Origin of the sequence: Anaeromassilibacillus sp. An250, from assembly GCF_002159845.1 — a bacterium.
GTDB lineage: Bacteria > Bacillota > Clostridia > Oscillospirales > Acutalibacteraceae > Anaeromassilibacillus > Anaeromassilibacillus stercoravium.
This window is the reverse complement of sequence record NZ_NFJK01000010.1, coordinates 1-19865: the sequence shown is the minus strand read 5'-3', so window position 1 is coordinate 19865 and position 19865 is coordinate 1. Positions and strand designations below refer to the sequence as shown.

Genomic DNA, 19865 nt, shown 5'->3' with positions numbered 1-19865 from the left:
ATGTTTCCTTTTAAAAGAAAAGACGCCGGATTCTCCCAAACGGAAAACCGGCGTCTTTGCCTATTAAAAAGAGGATTTCTTATCCGTTGCCTTCTTGGAGCGCCACTGGGACGGACGGCTCCGGCACCTCCTGCCCGGAGGTGCGCAGAGCGCGCGACGCGTTCAGGATAGCCAGCACGGAGACGCCGACGTCTGCGAACACGGCCTCCCACATGTTGGCCATGCCGAAGGCGCCCAAGGCCAAAAACAGCAGCTTGATGCCCAGGGCAAATACGATGTTCTGCCGCACAATGCGCAGCGTTTTGCGGGAAATCCGGACCGCCACTGCCAATTTCGACGGCTTGTCGTCCATCAGTACAATGTCCGCAGCCTCGATCGCCGCATCGGAACCGAGTCCGCCCATGGCGATGCCGATATCCGCGCGGGAAAGCACCGGCGCATCGTTGATGCCATCGCCCACGAAGGCGAGCTTCCCCTTGCCGCTGGTATTCTTCAGGAGGCGTTCCACCTGATCGACCTTATCGCCCGGCAAGAGCTCCGCATGCACCTCATCGATGCCGATCTCCCTTGCCACAGCCTCGCCGACCGCCTTGACGTCGCCGGTGAGCATCACGGTCTTTTTGACCCCCTCGCGCTTGAGCGCTTCAATGGCCGCAGCTGCATCCGGCTTGACCGCGTCCGAGATCACAATATGGCCTGCATATTCGCCGTCAACCGCCACATGCACCACCGTGCCGGTGCGGTGGCAGTTGCGCCAGCTCGCCCCAATCCGATCCATCCATTTGCCGTTTCCGGCATATACATCATGCCCATCGACCTTCGCGCGCACGCCGTGGCCGGAAATCTCCTCCACGTCGGTCACACGGGAGGCGTCCACTGGCTTCTGGTACGCCTCGCGCAAGGAACGGGAAATCGGATGCTCGGAATAGCTCTCCGCCAGCGCGGCAAGCTCCAAAAGCTCGCCTTTGCTGATGCGGTCCGGGTGTACGGCCGTGACCTGGAAGGTCCCCTTTGTCAGGGTACCGGTCTTGTCAAACACCACCGTCTCGGTCTTGGCCAACGCCTCCAAATAGTTGCTGCCCTTGACCAGGATGCCCTGCTTGGAGGCCCCGCCGATCCCACCAAAAAAGCTGAGCGGCACCGAGATGACCAGCGCGCACGGGCAAGAAATCACCAGGAAGATCAATGCGCGTTGCAGCCAATCGCTCCAATCGCCCCCGAAGAGCAGCGGCGGTAGCACCGCCAACAGCACGGCTCCGATCACGACGACCGGGGTGTAGTACCGCGCAAAGCGCGTGATAAAGTTCTCCGCGCGCGCCTTTTTGCTGCTCGAATTCTCCACCAGGTCGAGGATCTTCGCCACTGTGGATTCACCGAACACCTTTGTCACGCGCACCTTGAGCAGGCCGCTCTGATTGATGCAGCCGCTGACCACATCGTCCCCGGGGTCCACATCGCGCGGCAGCGATTCGCCGGTGAGCGCCGCCGTATCCACGGCGGCGCTGCCCTCCAACACCACGCCGTCCAGCGGGATCTTTTCGCCCGCCTTGATGACGATCGTATCGCCGACCGCCACATCCTCCGGGTCCACCTGGACCAGCTTCCCATCCTGCTCAATGTTGGCATAGTCCGGGCGGATATCCATCAAAGCAGCGATCGACTGGCGCGAACGCCCCACGGCATAGCTCTGGAACAGCTCGCCCACCTGATAGAAGAGCATTACGGCAACGCCCTCCGGGTATTCCCCAAGGGCAAAGGCGCCCACGGTGGCGATCGCCATCAGGAAGTTTTCATCGAACACCTGGCCATGCGCAATGTTGCGGATGGCCTTCCAAAGCACATCCCAGCCGATGACAGCGTACGGGATGAGGAATAGAACCAATTTCACGATTCCGCCCACCGGAATGAGTGCCGCGGCCACCAAAAGGACCGCGCTGAGGATAATGCGAACCAGGGTCTTTTTCTGTTTCTTTCTCATAGAAATCCCTCCTGCATCAAAAATGAAGTGATTTCGCCGACCGAGTTGCGAAAAAGGGACGCACACTTAGAGGTTGATGACGCAATCCGGCTCCACGCGTTTGCAGACCTTGACGACTTCCTGCATGATGGCGTCAAAACGGGCGTCGTCGGCATCCACCATCATCTTCTGCGTCAAAAAGCTGACGTTCGCATCGTTGACGCCGTCGATCTTTTTGATGGCGTCCTCCATCTTGCGGGCACAGTTTGCACAATCGAGGTCCGTCAATTGAAAGCGCTTTTTCATGGAAAAATCCTCCTTAAAAGTTGTTATTCTGCCACGTGCTCCATGCCCTGGTCGATGATCGTCCGGACATGGCCGTCCGCCAGGGAATAGAAGACCGTCTTCCCCTCCCGGCGGTATTTCACCAGCTTACTCTGCTTGAGCGCGCGCAGCTGATGGGAAATGGCGGACTGCGTCATATTCAGCAGCTGTGCAATGTCGCAGACGCACATCTCCGATTCAAACAAAACGTACAGGATCTTAATGCGGGTGGAGTCGCCGAAGATTTTGAACAGTTCAGCCAGATCATACAGGATCTCGTCGTCCGGCATATCCCGTGTGACCTTCTCCACAATGTCCTCGTGCGCATGGATAAATTCACAGCGCTCCACACCGTTTTGGTCTGTCATGTTATCACACTCTTTCATATGAGCTATTGTTCATCTATTATTATATACAAGTACTTTGAAAAGTCAACCCTGTTCTTATGAGCCTGCAAAAAAAACTTGCCGCCCATTTGCATAGGCAGCAAGTTGTTCAGTAGAATCTTCTTTTTTGGGCTTTTCTACAGCTTCTGTGTTGCCCGGCCTGTAAACCGCTGATAAAGCAAAAAAACAACGGCAACCAAAAACAATCCGACGCTGATGTACTGCGAGGTGGATAGGCCAAACCAGATGCCGCGGTAAGTATCCCCCCGGCCAAATTCAAAAACAAACCGGCCAACCGAATAGCAGAGGAGATACAGGACGAGCCGCTTCCCCTGGAATTTTCCTTTCTTTTGTAAGGTCCACAGCAGGAAAAACAGCGCCAAATTGAACGCCGCCTCTACTAGCTGGATGGGGAACCGGCTGACCCCGTTGGCCTGCTCGATCAGGTTGTGCGTATAGGTAAACCCAAAGCTGCAAGGGACGCCATAGCAGCAGCCCCCTAAAAAGCAACCAATCCGTCCAAAAAAATGGAACAGCGGGATGGCCGGGGCCAAGAGGTCAGCCCACTCGGGCAGCGCAAACCCCTTTTTCCGGACATACAGTGCGCCGGCAAAGATCCCCCCAGCAGCCCGCCATAGAAGACCGAACCGCCAAACAAGATATAAGCGTTCTCAAAAAATGCCTTTGGGGAATCGCTGGCTAGCAAATTTGGGGCGGACCCTGGCGCGCTCAGCACATTGACCAACCCATACAGCAGATGCCCACCCAGCAATACCCCAACCGCAGACACCAGCAACACCATAATCATATCATTTTCATCCAGGCCCTTTTTCCGCGCCTGGCGGCAGGCATAAATCCCCGCTGTGAAAATGCCCACGAGCGCTAAGACGGGATAAATCCCGAAGGTCTTTCCAAAAAGTTCAAATGTAGGAATCAAGGCAATCTCTCCAAAAAAAGATGCAAGCATCGCAAGAATGCAATGCTTGCATTTTCTGTTTTAAATGTCGGTTATCCCAGTGCGCCCGCTGCGCCTGCTGCGCCAACCACACCCAGCGCGCAAATGACACAGATCACACCCAACGCGCCAAATACGGTTCCGATGATGCCCAGCACCAAGCCAGCCGTAGCAAGGCCCGTCTCTCCCGGCAAGGCCGTCTTACGCGCTTTTACGCCAAAGACAATGCCAAGGATCGCCAGAATAAACGTCACATAGCATACAATCGGGATGAAGGAACCAATGATTCCCAAAATACCGCAAACTAGAGCCGCAATGGATAAACCTTTTGAATTATTATTTATAATTCTCCCTCCTTGAGCTGTATTCTACACGATTTGCTTTTTCTGTCAAGGAGATTCAATTATTTTCACCTCAACTCAGGAAAATTTTTATGCAATTTCCCAGCCTCTATTGGAAGCCTTCGCCTTCCTCCGGCAGTATCCCCACCAGCCGCAGCAGGTGCTGTGCATTGGTCGTCCGGCAGCGCCCGGGCCGGATTCGGTAATCAAACCGGATCTCCCGGCCGGAATAGTGCTCGGTAAAGTGGTAATTCACCGCGGGCGTGCGGGGATCGTTCTCCAAATCGCACAGCTCAAAGTCGTGGGTCGTCACCAGGGTCAGGACGTTCGGCCGCGCCAGCCTGCGGATGGTCTCCCGCGCGCCGATGATGCGGTCCCGCGAATTGGTCCCCCGGTAGATTTCGTCGATCAAGGCGATCATGGGCGCGTCGGATTGGCTGCGGTCGATGATCGTTTTGACGCGGAGCAGCTCCGCATAGAAACTGGAAATCCCCTCGCTGACGCTGTCCTCCACGCGGATGGAGGTGCACACCGCCATCGGCGAAGCACAAAAGCGCCTTGCCGCCACCGCTCCCCCGGCAAAGGCCAGGATCAGATTGGTCCCAACAGTGCGCAGGAAGGTCGTCTTTCCGGACATATTCGACCCCGTGATGATGCAGGTCCGCTGCCGCAGGGAGAAATCGTTGCCGGCCGCCCGCTCCTCGGGGATCAACGGATGGCGCAGGTCCTGCGCATCCAGAAAGGGCTGCGCGGCGTCCCGCAATTCCGGAAACGTATGGACCGCTTTCACCTGGGACAGCACCCCCAGGCTGAGGAGCGCTTCCACCTCCCCAAGCGCCTCCAACCATCCCTGGATGTAGGGGCCGTAGGCCTTCTTCCAGGCATATAGCCGTTTGGCGCAGTGAAAGTCATAGAGGAACAGCGCATTGTAGAGAAGCAGCGCCAAGCCGTTGTGCCGCGCGGCGATCGAGCCGGAAATCTGCTCCAGCTCTTTGAGCGCCTGCTGCGCCCCGCCGTTTTGCTGTAGGCGGTCCTGCAAATCCCGCAAATAGCCGCTTTTAAAGGTCTCCTGCGCAAAACGGGCGGCCAGTTTCCGGTAGGGCAAAACCATCTTATGGAACCGGTACACCGGCCCGAACTGCTGGTTATGCCCTTTTAAGCACAGGAGGGCCGTCCCCAGCTGCACCAGCGCCAGGCAACTGAAGCCGATTTGCCCAATCTGCGGATAGAATCCCAGCAGGGCGGAAAACAGGCACAGCAATGTCAAAACGGGAAGGACCCAAAGCAAAAGCCCCCGGAAAACAGGCCGCCGCCCTTCCGTATGGAGGAAGCGGTCCCAAACGTCGCTGGTGGTCCCCTTTTTAGCGTCCCGTTCCGGCAGCGCGAACGCTTGATATTCCGCGGAGAAATGTTGCTTCTCCGCCAATTCTTCCACCGCTTCCCGGCGGCTGTTCCATTCCGGCAGGCTGCCGCACCCGCGCTTGAGCCAATCCGCCAGGCAGTCCCGGCCAAACGGCGTGCTCGCGGCGCAGATGTATTGATACAGGGAATCCTTGCCAAAGAGGTCGAGGTCCCGCCCCGGCGGGTAATCCTCCGACAAGTAGGCGGCGCCGTCCACCGGGGAATCCTTCCAACCGTCGCCGCTGCGGTCGAGGTACGCTTTTGCGACGTCCCGCAGGGCGGTATGGTGCGTTTGCCGCTCCACAATGCGGCTGTGCCGGCCGATCAACCACACAAACGCGAGCAATGCCAGCGCACCGGCGCCATAAAACAGCGGCTGGTTCTGCACATACCCGGCGACACACGCCCCAATGATACAGAGCATGGCCACGCCCCGGAGAAACGAACAGCGGTTATACTCTTTCCGGTCCTGTTCCAGCGCCGCTGTACAGTCCTGGGAAAGCTCCTGATAAAAATCCAAAGGTTTCTTTTCCATAGGCGCACCTATTTCCGCGGTTGGCCGGGTTCGTCCCCGCCCGTCTTCTCCTCGATGCGGTAGCGGGGGCGCGCCTTGACTTCACTATAAATTTTTCCGACATAGCCGCCCACCACGCCGATGCACAGCAGCTGGATGCCCCCCAGCAGCCAGATGGAGGAGACGGTCGCGGTCCACCCCGCCACGGCATTCCCCGTAAAATAGGAGATCAGGGCGTAGATCAATCCGCCGACGCTCAGCACACTGACCAGGATGCCCAAATTGGAGATGATTTTGAGCGGCTTGACGCTGAACGACGTGATGCCGTCCAGCGCAAAGGAGATCATCTTTTTCAGCGGGTATTTCGATTCGCCAGCAAACCGCTCATGCCGGTCGTAATAGACGTAGTCGCTGCGGTATCCGATCAGCGGGACGATGCCCCGCAGGAAAAGATTGACCTCGCGGTATTCGGAAAGCGCGTCGAGCGCCCGTTGGCTCATCAGGCGGTAGTCCGCATGGTTATAGACCGTCTCCACCCCCAGGATGCGCATGACTTTATAAAAGCCCTGGGCGGTTGTGCGCTTGAAGAAGGTATCGGTCTCGCGCTTTTTCCGCACGCCATAGACCACATCGCATCCCTCCAGGAATTTCTGCACAAACTCGTCCAGCACTTCGATGTCGTCCTGTAGGTCTGCGTCCAGGCTGATGGCGCAGTCCGCGCGGTCCTTCGCCTCCATCAGCCCGGCCAGCAGCGCATTCTGATGGCCGCGGTTGTGCGCCAGTTTCAGCCCCGTGACCAGCGGGTTCTGGGCGCTGAAGGCGGAGATGAGCTCCCAGGTGCGGTCTTTGCTCCCGTCGTCCACGAACAGCATGCGGCTCTTTTCCCCGGCCAGGCCCGCCTGCTGCATCTGTTGCAGCTTTGCCGTCAGGCGTTTGACGGTCTCCGGGAGCACCTCCTCTTCATTGTAGCAGGGCACCACCAGATAGACCGTCGGGATATGCGTCTTTGGATTCTCATGCATGGCTTATTTCTCCTCCTTTCGCCCAGACGCCCCGGCCAGCGAAAAGATCAAGCCAAGGGTCGCAATAATCACGCCGATGGCGGGGGAGCCGGGGATGGCAAGAATGAGGGCAATCCCAAATAGAATGGTGGAAATGCCCAACAGCAACAAACGGATCTGGTTCATCCGACATCCTCTCCTTTTTCGACCGAAGGTTCTTTCACCCGGAACGTGCGGCGCTTGGGCGGGTGTGCGCGGTCGTACCGGCGCGTGACCAGCCAGTATACGCCCAGCAGCAGGAATGCCCCCACCGTCACGCCGGCCCCCAATTTGAGGCCCGGCGTCTCATAGTCAAACCGGATGGTGTTCTCTCCCGCAGGCACGCGCACCGCCATAAAGCCGACGTTCACCTGCTCGATCTGCGCCGGTTCGCCGTTGACGGTGGCGCTCCATCCGCTCTCATACGGGACGCTGAAAAAGACCAGCCGGTCCTTATCCGCTTGGATCGTTGCGGTAAAGCCGCTGTTGTCCCGTTCAAAGCTGGAGCAGGACATGCTGCGGCGCGCCAGGCAGTCGGCAAAATAGCCGGATTCCGTGTAAGAGACCGAATTGAGGCCCTCAAAATGGTTCAGGATGTCCCCATAGCGCAGGGCCTGCTCGTCGTCCAGTACCATGGTCTTGAGGAGCAGCAAATTGCGGTCGTCCTCGGGCACCTGGTCGTATTCCTCGCGGGTGATGTAACTGTCGTAGCAGAAACCCATGGGGATGAAATACTGGTTTTCCCAGATATCAAAGCCATTTCGTGTACCGACATACTCCCAGCCGGGCATCTGCGGTTCCCCGTCCTGCTCGAATGTACCGCCGCTCGTGGTGGGGTCCAGCAGCCAGCGGCAGGAAGTCAGCCCGCGCAGGCCGTAATATTTGACGTCCGGGCGGGTCGCCACGTCGCGTTGGATGCCGATCGTGGGATAAAATTCCATCACCGAGCCGGGCACAATGCTGTGGAACGCCTGGATGGTGGGCATCTGGAAAAACATCGCCTGGTTGTCCATGCCGTCATACACGTCGATCCGGCAATCGCTCGTGTCAATCCCCAGGTCTTTCCCGCCGTTGAGCGAATAGGGGATCATATGGATGTGGTTGTCGCTGCTCTGCGTCTTGCCGAGCGTGATAAAATACAGGGAATATACCACCGTGATGACCGCCACGCCGCACATGCAGTACCGCGCAAAGCGCTTTGTCCGCTCCCCGTTGAACCGCCGCGGGAAGAAGAACCGTCCCCTCCGCTTGGAGAGCTCCTGCCGGAGCCGGCGCAGCGGGTAGTCCTTCATTAAAAAGGTGAGCAGCAGCAGGCTGAGCAGGGCGATCGCCACATACGCCCAAAAGCGCGAGGGATACGCTTCCAGACCGATGGAGACGGTCTCCCCGTCGCCATTGGCGCCTGTCTGGACCATCAGGCCGATTGGAAGCGCGATGCCCAAGGTAAAACCGAGCGTCCATTTGATCGCCCGCTTCCAGTCGGCGCGCGGATTTTCCAGCGCGGTCACGGTCGCCAGTGACATCATCAGGGTGAGCATGTAGAACCAGCGGGCATAGTAACCGGAATTAAACATCTGGAAGGCGGAATTCAAAACCGGCACAAACGCCATCAAGAACAGGATGGGCAGCAGGGTTTTGACCCAGCTTTTGCGCCGCGCCTGCATGGTGGCGAACACGCCTGTCATGCTGAACAGCGGCAGCCACGCGCCCAGGGACGCCCATTTTGCCTCGGAATCCGGGGTAAAATTGGGGCGCGCCGGGATGTCCGGCGGGAAGAAAAAGCACTCCAGGATGTGCACATACCGCTGGTTCCAGCTATAGAGCAGCGCGCTCCAGCCGTTGGGCGGGTTGTCGATGCGCGGGTTCTGGATCACGCAGAGCACCGTCGGGATCAGCAGCACGCAGGAACACAGCAGGCCAAGCACCGCTTCACAGGCCAGCAGCGCGAAATCCCGCAGGCCAATGCGCCAATCCTTGACGGCCAGCCGCAGGAAAAAGTAAATCACGCAGAATACTACCTGTCCCACGAAGAAATAATAGTTCATAAAACAGCTGGCAAAAACCAGCAAAGCGAACACGCCGCGCCGCTTGGTGGCCATGTATTCATCCAGCGACCACAGGAGCAGCGGGAAAACGATGATGGCCTCGTGAAAGTGGTTGAAGAAGATATTGTACACCGAAAAGCCGGAAAACGCATAGAGCAGCCCGCCCAGGACCGCATAGTCCGGCGTACGGACATACCGCTTTAAGTAGATAAATCCCGTCAAAGACGCGCAGCCAAATTTCAAGATCAACAGCGGCCCCATCAGGTATGGTACCGCCTCGCTGGGAAACGGAAGCGTCAGCCAGAAGAACGGGCTTCCCAGCAGATAGAAGGTATAGGAACCGATAAAATTCGCGCCGAGATCGGTGGTCCAGCTCCAGCCAATGTTGCCGCTGCGGATGGCGTCGTGGCACATCTGGTAGAACGGCACCTGCTGCACATTGAAATCGCCATAGAACAAAAAATAGCCGTTATCCCAAATGATGAAAGGCAAAAAGAATACAAGGGAAATGCCGATCCCATAAAGGAACGCCCTCCAATAATTGCTGGAAGCTTTTTCCGGAAAACGCAGCCGCGTCACAGAATCACCTGACTTTCGTTATCTTTTTCGTTGTTTCGTCATTTACCGTGGTATTTTTTCCCGCAAGATGCTATTATTATAATGCGTATGGGGCAAAGCCACAAGCCTGGAAACCGGCCCATGGACCGGAAAAGTGGATGAAGCGTGGACTCCGGCCGATCTTTGTGGGAAACGCGCCGCCGTGGTTTATCGAACAGGAAGCGTTCTGCCTGCCAATTCCATCCATAAAAACCAGACCTATTATACTATAGCACAGCCCCATGGAAAACAAGCAAAAAAATGGGCGAGCCCGCCAGAGCCACAAAAAGAGGCCAACGCGCACGGCGGTCTGGCTGGCCGCCTATCATCCGATTCTTATAGAAAAACATTTGACCGGCGCGGCTTTTTTCAATTCTTCCAATTTCTGACTATTTTTGGGAAGGATCTGAAAGATTCTGCGCCCTTCAGTGGTATTGGAGGTATAGAGGAAATGCCATCCGAATTTTTCGCCATGCTTTCGCGCATGAAATATATCGACCGTTGGGGGCTGATGCGAAACACACGACAGGAAAATCTGAGCGAGCATAGCTTTGAGACCGCGGTCTTAGCCCATGCGCTGGCCACCCTGCGCAACGTACGCTTCGGCGGGCACGTCCAGCCCGAGCGGGCCGCTGTACTGGCGCTATTCCACGATGCGCCGGAGACGCTGACGGGGGATCTCCCCACGCCGGTCAAATATTATAACCCCGATATCCGCGGCGCCTACGGCGCGGTGGAGAAGGCGGCGGAACAGACCCTGCTCTCCCTTCTTCCAAGCGATTTGCAGGATTCCTATTCGCCCCTGCTGGGCGGGGACAGCGAATCGGACGCCGAGCTGCACAAGCTGGTCAAGGCGGCGGACAAGCTCTCGGCACTCATCAAATGCTTGGAGGAGCGGCGCATGGGGAATACAGATTTCCTCAAGGCGGAGGAAAGCCTCTGGAAAGCGGTGCGTGGCCTGCATCTGCCGGAGGCCGATTGTTTCCTCGACGAATTCCTCCCGGCCTATTCCCTGACGCTCGACGAAACCCAGCCCGGCCAATTGCACGCGAAGGGTCCCTTCCCTGACAAGCCGGGAACGGGCGGAGAAGGCCGGGGATAGTGGAATCCCCCATGTTTTCCCTTTCCACACGTTCTCAAGGGAGGGAATTTGCATATACCATTTGATACAGGGATTAACAAATATTTAATTTCTTATTTAAAATTATATCTCCTTGCAAAACCAGTATAATATACGAGTTAATGCGCCTTTTTTCGAAAAATTTTTCGCACAGCCGCTTGGCCGTTGCTTTAAGGAATGATACTGTGAATCAAGATAAGAAAAAAAAGCGGATCCGTCTGATCCGCAACATTGCTGTTTTGCTTTTGAGCCTGGTGTTGGTGGTATTTGGCAGCGGCCTCGTCTATGCGGACATGCTGTTGAGCCAAATCGGTTATACGGAATTGAGTTCGCTGGCGCCCCCTTCCAGCAGTTCCAGCCCTGTCTCCAGCAGCGATGAAGACACGTCTTCCACAGACGAGACATTGGGCGATCCCAACCTGTTGGGTGGGCTGTACCACGACGATGCCATCACCAACATCCTGTTGCTCGGCGTGGATGATTACCAAGCGAACGATGTGGGCCGCAGCGACAGCATGATGATGGTTTCTATCGACACCCGCCACAAAAAATTGAAGCTGACCAGCTTCATGCGCGACCTGTATGTGGCCATCCCCTACCATGGCAGCAATAAGCTGAACGCCGCCTACCCTCTGGGGTATCAACAGAACGGCGCAGCGGGGGGCGGGCAACTGGCCGTCTCCACCATCGAAGCCAATTTCGGCGTGGATATCGACCGCTTTGTGCTGATCGATAACTCGGCGTTCGACCAGATCATCGACAACCTCGGCGGCGTGGAGATCACGCTGACAGCGGCGGAGGCCCGGCTGATCAACCAGTATTCCGGCGATCCAAGCCGCAACCTGACCGAGGGTACCCATAATCTCACTGGCAAGCAGGCGCATTACTACTCCCGTATCCGCGCGATCGGCGACGACTTCGAGCGCACGCAGCGCCAGCGCAATGTATTGACCAGCTTGGTGAACAAGTTTAAAAATTCCAATATTGGGACGATCAACAAAGCGCTGTACGATTGCCTGGGCCTGGTCCAGACCAATATGACAAAGGACGAGGTATTTTTCCTTGCGGCAAATGCGCTCACCTATATGAACTATTCGATGGAAGAACACCGCGTTCCGGGGGATGACGAATACTATGCCACCCGCGTAGATGTGGGGTCTGTATTGGTTCCATACCGTGAGCAGTGCTCGGAAAGCCTGGTTGAGTTTATCTTTGAGGGCGATGTCCCGGGGAAATCCTCCGATTAACCCGCTATGCATAACAAAAAGGATTTGGAAAACGGTTGTCTTCCAAATCCTTTTCTTTTTCCGGAAAGCCCCTCCCGCCGATGCGCACGGTCAACGGCGGTATAGCAAATAGTTGGCCCTTCCTTCGTCCTTCCGCCGTACATAGATATAGTACATGGTCGAATGCTCCGGAGTTTCCATCATAGCGCTTGCCATCATGCGCGCGCCGGTGTCCCCACCCAAAAAGAACACCGGATGGCCTGTTTTTCCCTTGCGGATATAGCGGACGCCGGCTTCGGAAAGCGCATTGCAGACCTGGTCGCAGTCCACCGTGGAAGTGCTGGCGTAAACCTGCTTCCATCGCCAAAAGCACAGCATTGATTATCCCTCCCTCGCTGCTTGTTCCAGAAGAAATTTTGCTATTTCTAGGTCCTGCCTGCGGACATCGACATATTGCATCACCACACCGGCGGGATATTTTCCAAAGGAGCCAAAGCGCATCCAGCCGCTGGCTGCGGCGCCCGCATGCCCGCATTTCGCCCGGTAACGATATGGGATGCCTGCCGCATCCAAAAGCGCACAGATACGGGCGCTTTCCTGATCGGAGCACCCGCAATAGAGTTCTTTCCACCTGCCTAAGAACCGCATGGTCCTCCCTCCTTTAACATCTTGCGACCCATCGGGCCTTTCCGGATTTTCTTTCTTTCATTTTAACATATACCCCCATAAAATCCAATAAAGAATCTTTTTTGAGAAAAATTTTCACACAAGGACGCGATCACATGCTTCAAAATCCCCGCAAAACCACTGTGGAAATCAATCTGCACGGCCTCACAACCGCGGACGCCAAACGGAAGCTGGAACAATTTTTGTCCCGCCTGCCCGCCAGTGTAACCGAGGTCATCGTAATCCACGGGTACCACGGTGGGCAAGCCCTGGGCAATATGGTGCGCCAGCGCCTGAAGCATCCACGCATCCGCGCAAAGATCCTCTGCCTGAACCCCGGGGAGACCCGGCTGCTGCTTTCTCCTCCCGCGCGCCCCCATTCCAAATAGCCTGTGTTATGTGCGCGAAAAATCTTCCTCCGGTGAAGGTTTCCCGGAGGGGTCCAGGCGGCTGAATGAATAGCGCATGACCTTCCCCAGGCGCTCCCGCCCCTTTTTGATATGGACGGATACCGTCCCCGGCGTAAGCCCCAGCAGCCCGGCAATTTCATTTACGCGCATCTGCTCGAAATACCGCAGTTGGATGCATTCCCGCTGCCGCTGGGTCAACTCCCCCTCCATAGCGGCGTGTAAGGCCCGCAGCATCTTTCGATATTCCGCATCCGGTTCGCCGCCGCTTCCCTGCATCGCCGGCAGCCGGTCCCCGAAGAGTTCTAAGCTCAGATTGGATTTTCGCCTCATCGCAACCTCCCACATTTGATCAGGTAGTTCCCCACATGGAGGCAGTCCAGATACATCCCATACAGGAGTTGTATCCGCCCCTCCAGCTTGTCCGCCTCTTTTTCCTCTGTCGCGTCCGCGGCTTGACGCCGCAGCAGACGCACCCGCTCGCGGAGATGTTCCGCCTCCCGCAGGTATTCCTCCCCCCATACAAGGTAATCCATATTGACATTTCTCCTTAACGCATTTGAATCTTAATAAGATTCTTTTTAATTTTATGCTAACACTATAGGTGAAAAAAGTCAACCAAAATAGAACAAATGTTTTCTAAAAAATTTTAAAAATCCCCTTGACAACGATTCCTTTTTATCATATACTAATATCAGTTATACAGGACAGAACAATCGTAAGTTCGCGTGATATATTTGAATTAGCGCCATGCATACCCAATGCATACTGCCGGGATCGGCGGTAAGGTCCGTATATTCCAGCCATTGAAGAGCAATCTTCAATGGCTTTTTATATTTTTTGCACTTGTTGCCTCCCTTCCAGAGCATGATGCAACGCAGCGGACTTTTGGAGCTTCCAACTGGTTATTGGCCAGAGCGCCTCGTAAGTTTCGAGGCGTAGATTCGTGTATTTCCGTGCCGCATATACTATGGCGGCATCTTTGTACGGACGACACAAGCCCCCTTTTCTTGACAAGCTTCGGAAAAATATGCTAGCATAAAACAGACTTTGGACCGGTCATCCCTTGCAGGCGGCCGGGCTGGTCCTTGCACATTTCCCTAGCTTTCTGTCTGGATAGCTTATCAAAGGCCGCAGGAAAACCGGCCTTTTAGGGGATTTTTGCCAGGTAATCGTTTCAAAGGGACATGCCGCCAGCGTGTCCTATTTTTCTGTATCAAAAAGGATGGCATACTATGAAAGCCAAAACGAATGTGAAAAAAATGGCCATTCTCGCCATGATGGTCGCGCTGGGCGTCGTCTTATCCCCGATTTTGCGCGTCCCCGGCATGGCCCCCATGCAGCATTTTATCAACGTCATTGTTGCCGTTTTGCTGGGGCCGTGGTACGCCCTCGCCTGCGCAGTGCTGATTGCCCTTCTGCGCATGTGGCTTCTGGGCGTCAATCTGTTGGCGGTCACAGGCGCGGTGTTTGGGGCGGTGCTCTCCGGGCTGCTCTATCGGGCGACCGGCAAAATGCTCGCCGCCGTGGCGGGTGAAATCGTCGGGACCGGCATCATCGGCGCGATGGCCTCGTATCCGGTGATGGCGTTCCTCTATCATATGGACGGCGTTGTTTTGTTCACCTATGTGCCGTCGTTCTTGGCAGGCACGATCATCGGTGGCTTTGCCGGGTATCTCTTTTTAATCGCACTTTCCAAAAACGGGCTGTTGACCCGGCTGCAAAGGATGGCGAACCAATGAACCAAATGGAATCCATGGCCCTGCTTCTCAAAAATTTGCGGCAAACGGCGCCGTTGATCCATTGTATCACAAACCACATCTCCATCAATGACTGCGCCAATGCGGTTTTGGCGCTCGGCGCACGCCCAATCATGGCCGAACATCCGGATGAGGCTGCGGAAATCACCGGCCACGCCCAAGCCCTGGTCTTAAACCTAGGGAATATCAGCGCCTCCCGCATGGAAGCTATGCGGCGCTCGGCGTGCGCCGCCGGGAAATCTGGTATCCCTATCGTGCTCGACCCTGCCGGGGTGGGGTGCAGCCCATTGCGCCGGGCATTTTTTGCAGAATTAGCGGGGATCGCCCCATTTTCCATCATCCGGGCCAACAGTTCGGAGCTCCGCGCCCTATGCAGCGGCGATTCCACCACGGACGGCGTAGACGTTGCCGCGGATGACAAGATCACCCGCAGCACGGCGAAGCAGCAGGCGCGATGGGTCGTTGAAGCCGCGCGCCGCTTTCACTGCGTGGCGTCCGCCTCGGGCGAGGTGGACATCGTATCGGATGGGCAGTCCTGTTGGTTCCTCTCCAACGGCGACCCGATGCTGGGGCAAATCACCGGGACGGGCTGCATGTCCAGCGCTTTGGCGGGGGCCTGTTGTGCCGGTGGACAGCCGCTGGAGGCCGCTGTCACAGCGGCTGCCCTCATGGGGATCTGCGGCGAACAAGCTGCCGCAGAGACAAGGGCGCGCGGCCGGGGGTCCGGAACATTCCACGCCGCTTTGCTGGACGCCTTATCGACGATTTCCTCGGAAGCGCTCGCGCAGAATCTACATATGGAAGGAGCATCCCTATGAACCAATCGGACTGCCTGCTCTATCTCGTCACCAACAGCGACCACCTCGCACGGGAACCGTTTCTCCGCGTGATCGAAGAAGCTTTGCAAAACGGGGTAACCCTGTTGCAGCTCCGCGAAAAAGACAAGGATGGCCGGGAATTTTATGAAGAGGCCCTGGCTGTCAAGGAATTGTCCAAGCGGTATCATGTGCCGCTTCTGATCGACGACCGCATCGATGTCGCCCTGGCGGTGGACGCGGACGGCGTACATGTGGGGCAAAGCGACCTTCCCGTCTCCGTGGCAAGGAAACTGCTAGGGCCCGGCAAAATCGTCGGGGCAACGGCCAAAACCGTGGCACAGGCGCTGGAAGCACAGTCCCAGGGAGCCGACTACCTGGGGACAGGGGCTATTTTCCCAACGCAGACCAAAGCCGCCGCAATCCCCACCAGTGTGGGGACCCTCTCCGAGGTCTGCCGGGCAGTGAACATCCCGGTTGTGGCCATTGGAGGGCTCAAACAGGACAACTTGTCTGTGCTGGAAGGATGCCCCATCAGCGGGATTGCCGTGGTATCCGCCATTATGTCGAGCGCAACCCCGGGCATAGCCGCGCGGGAATTGGCGGCTATGGCAAAGAAGCTTGTAGAACTTGGACGCGCCAAAAACGCCTAATGCGGAGAAAAGGGCTACAAATACGGATTTATAAAATAGGAAGCTCCCGCCCTGGAACATCCAGGACGGGAGCTTCCCTGTTTTATGAAGATTTTTCGATCATAATTCAACGCATAGCCATTGGGGGATTGCCTCGCTTTTGAAACGCTTATCGGACAGCGCTGGCCCTTGCGGCAATCCCGCCGCCGAAGCAGCAGGGACCTTTTTTATCCTCTGTTCCTACTGCTTTAGAAACGGTTGAAAGGGAGTAAATCAGCATTCTTCTTTTTTGCGGAATTTGCGGGGGACGATCATCACGGCGCCTGCTGCTGCAAGGATACCCATACCGCCAACGGTGAACAGCATGGTACCCGTGCCGCCGGTGTGCGGGACCGGGCTGTTGGCAAACTTGACAGTAACAACATTGCTCGCATCTGCCTGGTCGGGAATGGTAATGGTCAGTTCCTCGTTGCTGCAAACATAACCCTCGGGCGCTTCTGTTTCCTTCAGGTAGTAGACGCCGGCATCGAGGCCATCCAGAATAATATGGCCATTCGCGTCCGAAGTCAGCTCAACGACGACATTGATGGGATTTCCTTCGCCATCTTTCTGGTAGAACTCGAACTTCGCACCTTCCAGGCCTTTCTCCTCATTGGTCTGGTCGTACTTAAAGACATCGATCTTATATGTATTGACCTTGACGATGGATTTCTCTGTCTCGCCGTCCGGATAGGTAACCCACGCGGTGTTCTGATAGCTGCCAGCCGTTGCTTCCTCGGACAATGTGGCCGTATAGGTCACGGTGATCGGCGTAGCGTTTGCGATGTCTTCGTCGTCGATGGCCCCCATCTCGTAGAGATTGACCAGGTCCACGGTGATCTCAAAATCGCAGGTTGTGCCATCTTCATGTTGCGCCGGTTCGTAGTTGATCGTATACTGGTCAGGCTGAATCAGTTCGTCATCCCCAACCTTGACCACGAAATTAGTGGGATCAATGAACATGTCATTCATGTCGTCATGGAAGGTGAGCTTATACTCGCCGCGATCTTCCACGGGCACATTTGCCAAAGTGTTGACCACCTCAGGATCGTCCGCTTCTTCGGGTTTTATGTAGTTGAGCAGGTCGTCCGGCACGTTGGACGTCAGTTTGAAATCCACGGTATCGCCCGCTGCTGCCGTATCCTCTTTCTTGTCGCCTTCTTCTGTCACAATGACCTTATCCAGGCCCGGGAAGCTGGTCTTATCGATGGGGTCTTTGCCGTGGGCTGCTTTGAGAGAGGTCAGGCCGCTAACAGTAGCCAAGCCGGTTTCTTCGGAGAAATCCGTGAATTCTTCGATGTGGTTTCCATCTTCGGTTTCCGCATGGGCTTCCCAGCGGGCATCCGCAGCGTCGTCGTACCAGCCGTCGATGAGGTGGTCGCAATCGTCCAATACCCACATGTCGCCTACATCCGTCAAAGTGGCGTTTGCTCCGTTGCGGTTGTAGAGATCATCGCCTGCAGTACCGGCGTGGTTATTGTACAGCTTTACGCCAACAGGGATCGTAACGGTTCCGGCATTGCAGATGCCGCCGCCCGTTTGATGAGCGGAATTGTTCATAATAACAGCCGTGCTGGGCAAAACCAGCCTGCCGCCGTTATAGATACCGCCGCCGTTGGTAGAAGGCTCGTCGTTGCCTGTAACCGTAAACTTCGCGCCTTCTGCAATGTTGAAGGTTCCGTAGTTCTCCATGCCGTTGCGGACGTTATTCAAGATATTGATTTCCGCTTTTGCTTCCACGGTGGAAACGCCGTGGGCACGCAGGCCGCCGCCCGCAGACCCATAGCCGTTTTCGTTCGCGTTGATGACCGATGTTGCATCCATCGTCATATCGCCGGAATAGGTAATTCCATAGAGGGCATTGTTATTGCAGTTCAGCACGGAGTTCTCAATGGTCACATTGCTGGCAGACAGCCCATGGCCGTTGTTGTTCTCAAAGGTAATCTGCGAATTGATGGCGGTAAATTTACCGCCATTTGAAGCGTTGCTTGTACAATTCTGGATAGCGAACGTCGAATCCTCGACATAAATCGTCGGGCTGTTTACATAACCGCGGTTTGTGCCGTCAATCAGGAATTTACTGCCGCCGGTGACATTTACATTGGCGGTGCCCGCTGCATCCAGCTGGATTCCTTGGCCCGCATTGCCCTCCGTACCAACGCCAAGAATCTGGAACGTCGATCCATCCGTCACATTAATCTTCGATCCAGCATTCATATAAATAGCGTTGCGGGCACCGGTTGTCCGGCTATCAAACTTAAAGGTCAGCTCCGCTCCATTTGTGACATTCAATGTGCCGCTCAAGGACAGCATCAACCAAGGAGACGTACCATCCGACGTCCACTCTACAGAAACGCCGGCACCGTCAAAGGTCAAAACGCGGCTGGGGTCATTGAGGCCAAAGCACATCCAACCTTCGCCGTTGCTGGTAAGCTGGCGGTCAATGGTGATTTTACCATTTCCGGTAAAGGTCAACGTCTTATTAAAACCTTTGGTCAATTCGCAGTCCTGAAGCAGGGTGATCGTTGAACCCTCCGGCGCCTCTTCCACCGCCTGATCCAGCGTTGCATACGTCTTATCTCCAACCTGCGCCACGTCGCCGTCTGCTGCAAACGCTGTCGTCGGGAGGAATGTCAGCAGCATGCACAATGCGATAAGGCCGCTGAACAGACGTGTTTTCATGTTCCTTTTCATAAAATTTTGTTCTCCTTTCTAGCATATCTGGGAAGCCCCCTTCCTGGGGTCCTAATTCCTGGTTCGTTCTCCGCCACCAGACAGCATGCATACCGCTGTGTCCGTGGCCATACCGCCTCCTCCCATTTGCTGCACCCGATCGCACCCACAGCCTTCAAAATGCTGGTTGCCAATGTAAGCACCGCGCTGTTTCTTGCAGAGGCAAACAAGCATCGGAATTCTAATAAGATTCTTATGATCTTATTAAGATACGGCTTTAGGAATGTTTTTTATATTATCATATTTGTTCACAAAAAGCAAGATTTTCCGGCGGGATTATACCCAAAATTGTTGATATTAACATCGTCCATTCATCGGATAAACCTGCTTTAAACTATCTTTTCTCTAAGAGTCCATCCATACGAGTTTCCTTTGTATTTTCTTACAGACGAATCACACCTCCGAATTGAAAAGAAAAATGCAAAAGGCCCCTTCCCCGGAAAATTCCGGGGAAGGGGCCTTGCTATTTCATTTATTTAAGAAAGAACCTTTTTCTATTTCGTAACCCTTTCTACAAAAGCACTTAGCCAATCGTCACTGCACAGTGCTTCACTGGACGTGCAGCGTCTTTCACGCCTACGGCGGGCACGCAGTGCCTTTCGCGCCTACGGCGGACGCGCAGCGTCTTTCGCGCCTACGGCGTTCCCTACGAAAGCAAGGTAAAAATCTTCATAAAGGCAGCCATCACAGCCCACCACATGTGAGAAATAGAAGGATCAAATACAGAAGGCCCCCACCCTGGGAACTCCCGGGGTGGGGGCCTTACCGTTATCGGGAAGAAGCCTTCCCGTTTATTTTAGATTAGCCGATCGGACGCGCAGCGTCTTTCGCGGACCTCCGGCCGGGACACGGGACACACAGTACCTTTCGCGCCTACGGGCGGCAGCCACAAAATCCAACCGCGATC

19 protein-coding genes and 1 pseudogene are annotated in these 19865 nt (G+C 55.7%); 6 read left to right on the top strand and 14 right to left on the bottom strand.

Translation table 11 applies throughout. The features are described from left to right. Positions 1-79: 79 nt before the first annotated feature. From B5F54_RS10070 to B5F54_RS10030, 9 genes and pseudogenes are all read right to left on the bottom strand, one after another. A complete protein-coding gene (locus tag B5F54_RS10070) occupies positions 80-1978 on the bottom strand; it encodes a heavy metal translocating P-type ATPase (protein WP_087233878.1) in 1899 nt (632 codons plus the stop codon). A 66-nt stretch (positions 1979-2044) separates the two neighbouring features. After that, positions 2045-2263, bottom strand: a complete 219-nt coding sequence (locus B5F54_RS10065) for a cation transporter (protein ID WP_087233876.1) — start codon at positions 2261-2263, stop codon at positions 2045-2047. 23 nt (positions 2264-2286) lie between these two features. Continuing rightward, positions 2287-2649 carry an ArsR/SmtB family transcription factor gene (locus B5F54_RS10060; RefSeq protein ID WP_087233874.1) on the bottom strand — a complete coding sequence of 121 codons (363 nt, stop codon included), beginning with the start codon at positions 2647-2649 and terminating at the stop codon, positions 2287-2289. Between the two features lie 155 nt (positions 2650-2804). Further along, positions 2805-3634: pseudogene (locus B5F54_RS18125) on the bottom strand (prolipoprotein diacylglyceryl transferase). A gap of 41 nt (positions 3635-3675) precedes the next feature. After that, entirely contained in the window at positions 3676-3939 is a 264-nt protein-coding gene (locus tag B5F54_RS10045; RefSeq protein ID WP_275532233.1) for a hypothetical protein, read from the bottom strand. A 133-nt stretch (positions 3940-4072) separates the two neighbouring features. Next, on the bottom strand, positions 4073-5899 hold the full coding sequence (locus tag B5F54_RS10040; RefSeq protein ID WP_087233865.1) for a MutS-related protein: 1827 nt from the start codon (positions 5897-5899) through the stop codon (positions 4073-4075). A gap of 8 nt (positions 5900-5907) precedes the next feature. Next, positions 5908-6900 carry a glycosyltransferase family 2 protein gene (locus B5F54_RS10035; protein ID WP_195450719.1) on the bottom strand — a complete coding sequence of 331 codons (993 nt, stop codon included), beginning with the start codon at positions 6898-6900 and terminating at the stop codon, positions 5908-5910. A gap of 3 nt (positions 6901-6903) precedes the next feature. Beyond that, positions 6904-7065, bottom strand: coding sequence for a hypothetical protein (locus tag B5F54_RS17630; protein ID WP_172749680.1), 162 nt, complete (start codon positions 7063-7065; stop codon positions 6904-6906). After that, positions 7062-9542, bottom strand: a complete 2481-nt coding sequence (locus B5F54_RS10030) for a YfhO family protein (RefSeq protein ID WP_087233862.1) — start codon at positions 9540-9542, stop codon at positions 7062-7064. The genes B5F54_RS17630 and B5F54_RS10030 overlap by 4 nt, the downstream gene beginning before the upstream one ends. Before the next feature lie 469 nt (positions 9543-10011). Between B5F54_RS10030 and yfbR the strand changes: the two genes are divergently transcribed. Continuing rightward, positions 10012-10662, top strand: coding sequence for a 5'-deoxynucleotidase (gene yfbR / locus B5F54_RS10025; protein WP_087234005.1), 651 nt, complete (start codon positions 10012-10014; stop codon positions 10660-10662). Positions 10663-10865: 203 nt separating this feature from the next. Beyond that, positions 10866-11927 carry an LCP family protein gene (locus B5F54_RS10020; protein WP_237966955.1) on the top strand — a complete coding sequence of 354 codons (1062 nt, stop codon included), beginning with the start codon at positions 10866-10868 and terminating at the stop codon, positions 11925-11927. A 90-nt stretch (positions 11928-12017) separates the two neighbouring features. Here the strand turns inward: B5F54_RS10020 and B5F54_RS10015 are convergent, their stop codons facing one another. Further along, complete coding sequence (locus tag B5F54_RS10015) at positions 12018-12284, bottom strand: hypothetical protein (RefSeq protein WP_087233857.1); 267 nt, start codon at positions 12282-12284, stop codon at positions 12018-12020. Between the two features lie 3 nt (positions 12285-12287). Continuing rightward, complete coding sequence (locus B5F54_RS10010; protein ID WP_087233854.1) at positions 12288-12554, bottom strand: hypothetical protein; 267 nt, start codon at positions 12552-12554, stop codon at positions 12288-12290. A gap of 134 nt (positions 12555-12688) precedes the next feature. Here B5F54_RS10010 and B5F54_RS10005 point away from each other — a divergent pair, with 134 nt between their 5' ends. Continuing rightward, the gene (locus B5F54_RS10005; protein WP_087233852.1) at positions 12689-12961 is read left to right on the top strand and encodes a Smr/MutS family protein; all 273 of its coding nucleotides are present in this window, start codon (positions 12689-12691) and stop codon (positions 12959-12961) included. Positions 12962-12967: 6 nt separating this feature from the next. Here B5F54_RS10005 and B5F54_RS10000 read toward each other — a convergent pair whose 3' ends face one another. Together B5F54_RS10000 and B5F54_RS09995 are read right to left on the bottom strand one after the other, a co-directional pair. Further along, positions 12968-13312, bottom strand: a complete 345-nt coding sequence (locus B5F54_RS10000) for an RNA polymerase sigma factor (protein ID WP_087233849.1) — start codon at positions 13310-13312, stop codon at positions 12968-12970. After that, a complete protein-coding gene (locus B5F54_RS09995) occupies positions 13309-13515 on the bottom strand; it encodes a hypothetical protein (RefSeq protein WP_087233846.1) in 207 nt (68 codons plus the stop codon). Before B5F54_RS09995 ends, B5F54_RS10000 begins: the two co-directional genes overlap by 4 nt. A 699-nt stretch (positions 13516-14214) precedes the next feature. On the opposite strand from B5F54_RS09995, the gene thiW reads away from it, so the two are divergent. From thiW to thiE, 3 genes are read left to right on the top strand one after another with little or no spacing between them, the layout of a single operon-like run. Then, positions 14215-14721, top strand: a complete 507-nt coding sequence (gene thiW / locus B5F54_RS09990; RefSeq protein WP_087233843.1) for an energy coupling factor transporter S component ThiW — start codon at positions 14215-14217, stop codon at positions 14719-14721. Beyond that, positions 14718-15557, top strand: coding sequence for a hydroxyethylthiazole kinase (gene thiM / locus B5F54_RS09985; protein WP_087233840.1), 840 nt, complete (start codon positions 14718-14720; stop codon positions 15555-15557). The genes thiW and thiM overlap by 4 nt, the downstream gene beginning before the upstream one ends. Beyond that, complete coding sequence (gene thiE, locus B5F54_RS09980) at positions 15554-16207, top strand: thiamine phosphate synthase (RefSeq protein ID WP_087233837.1); 654 nt, start codon at positions 15554-15556, stop codon at positions 16205-16207. The genes thiM and thiE overlap by 4 nt, the downstream gene beginning before the upstream one ends. A gap of 252 nt (positions 16208-16459) precedes the next feature. Here thiE and B5F54_RS09975 read toward each other — a convergent pair whose 3' ends face one another. Beyond that, positions 16460-18919, bottom strand: coding sequence for a SpaA isopeptide-forming pilin-related protein (locus B5F54_RS09975; RefSeq protein ID WP_087233833.1), 2460 nt, complete (start codon positions 18917-18919; stop codon positions 16460-16462). Positions 18920-19865 lie beyond the last annotated feature (946 nt).

Bases quoted from the DNA above. Each gene is read 5' to 3' on its own strand.
- thiM (WP_087233840.1), top strand. From the start codon at position 14,718: ATGAACCAAATGGAATCCATGGCCCTGCTTCTCAAAAATTTGCGGCAA.
- B5F54_RS10005 (WP_087233852.1), top strand. From the start codon at position 12,689: ATGCTTCAAAATCCCCGCAAAACCACTGTGGAAATCAATCTGCACGGC.
- B5F54_RS10000 (WP_087233849.1), bottom strand. From the start codon at position 13,312: ATGAGGCGAAAATCCAATCTGAGCTTAGAACTCTTCGGGGACCGGCTG.
- B5F54_RS10010 (WP_087233854.1), bottom strand. From the start codon at position 12,554: ATGCGGTTCTTAGGCAGGTGGAAAGAACTCTATTGCGGGTGCTCCGAT.
- B5F54_RS09995 (WP_087233846.1), bottom strand. From the start codon at position 13,515: ATGGATTACCTTGTATGGGGGGAGGAATACCTGCGGGAGGCGGAACAT.
- B5F54_RS10040 (WP_087233865.1), bottom strand. From the start codon at position 5,899: ATGGAAAAGAAACCTTTGGATTTTTATCAGGAGCTTTCCCAGGACTGT.
- B5F54_RS09975 (WP_087233833.1), bottom strand. From the start codon at position 18,919: ATGAAAAGGAACATGAAAACACGTCTGTTCAGCGGCCTTATCGCATTG.
- B5F54_RS10070 (WP_087233878.1), bottom strand. From the start codon at position 1,978: ATGAGAAAGAAACAGAAAAAGACCCTGGTTCGCATTATCCTCAGCGCG.
- B5F54_RS10065 (WP_087233876.1), bottom strand. From the start codon at position 2,263: ATGAAAAAGCGCTTTCAATTGACGGACCTCGATTGTGCAAACTGTGCC.
- B5F54_RS10060 (WP_087233874.1), bottom strand. From the start codon at position 2,649: ATGACAGACCAAAACGGTGTGGAGCGCTGTGAATTTATCCATGCGCAC.
- yfbR (WP_087234005.1), top strand. From the start codon at position 10,012: ATGCCATCCGAATTTTTCGCCATGCTTTCGCGCATGAAATATATCGAC.
- thiE (WP_087233837.1), top strand. From the start codon at position 15,554: ATGAACCAATCGGACTGCCTGCTCTATCTCGTCACCAACAGCGACCAC.
- B5F54_RS10035 (WP_195450719.1), bottom strand. From the start codon at position 6,900: ATGCATGAGAATCCAAAGACGCATATCCCGACGGTCTATCTGGTGGTG.
- B5F54_RS17630 (WP_172749680.1), bottom strand. From the start codon at position 7,065: ATGAACCAGATCCGTTTGTTGCTGTTGGGCATTTCCACCATTCTATTT.
- B5F54_RS10015 (WP_087233857.1), bottom strand. From the start codon at position 12,284: ATGCTGTGCTTTTGGCGATGGAAGCAGGTTTACGCCAGCACTTCCACG.
- thiW (WP_087233843.1), top strand. From the start codon at position 14,215: ATGAAAGCCAAAACGAATGTGAAAAAAATGGCCATTCTCGCCATGATG.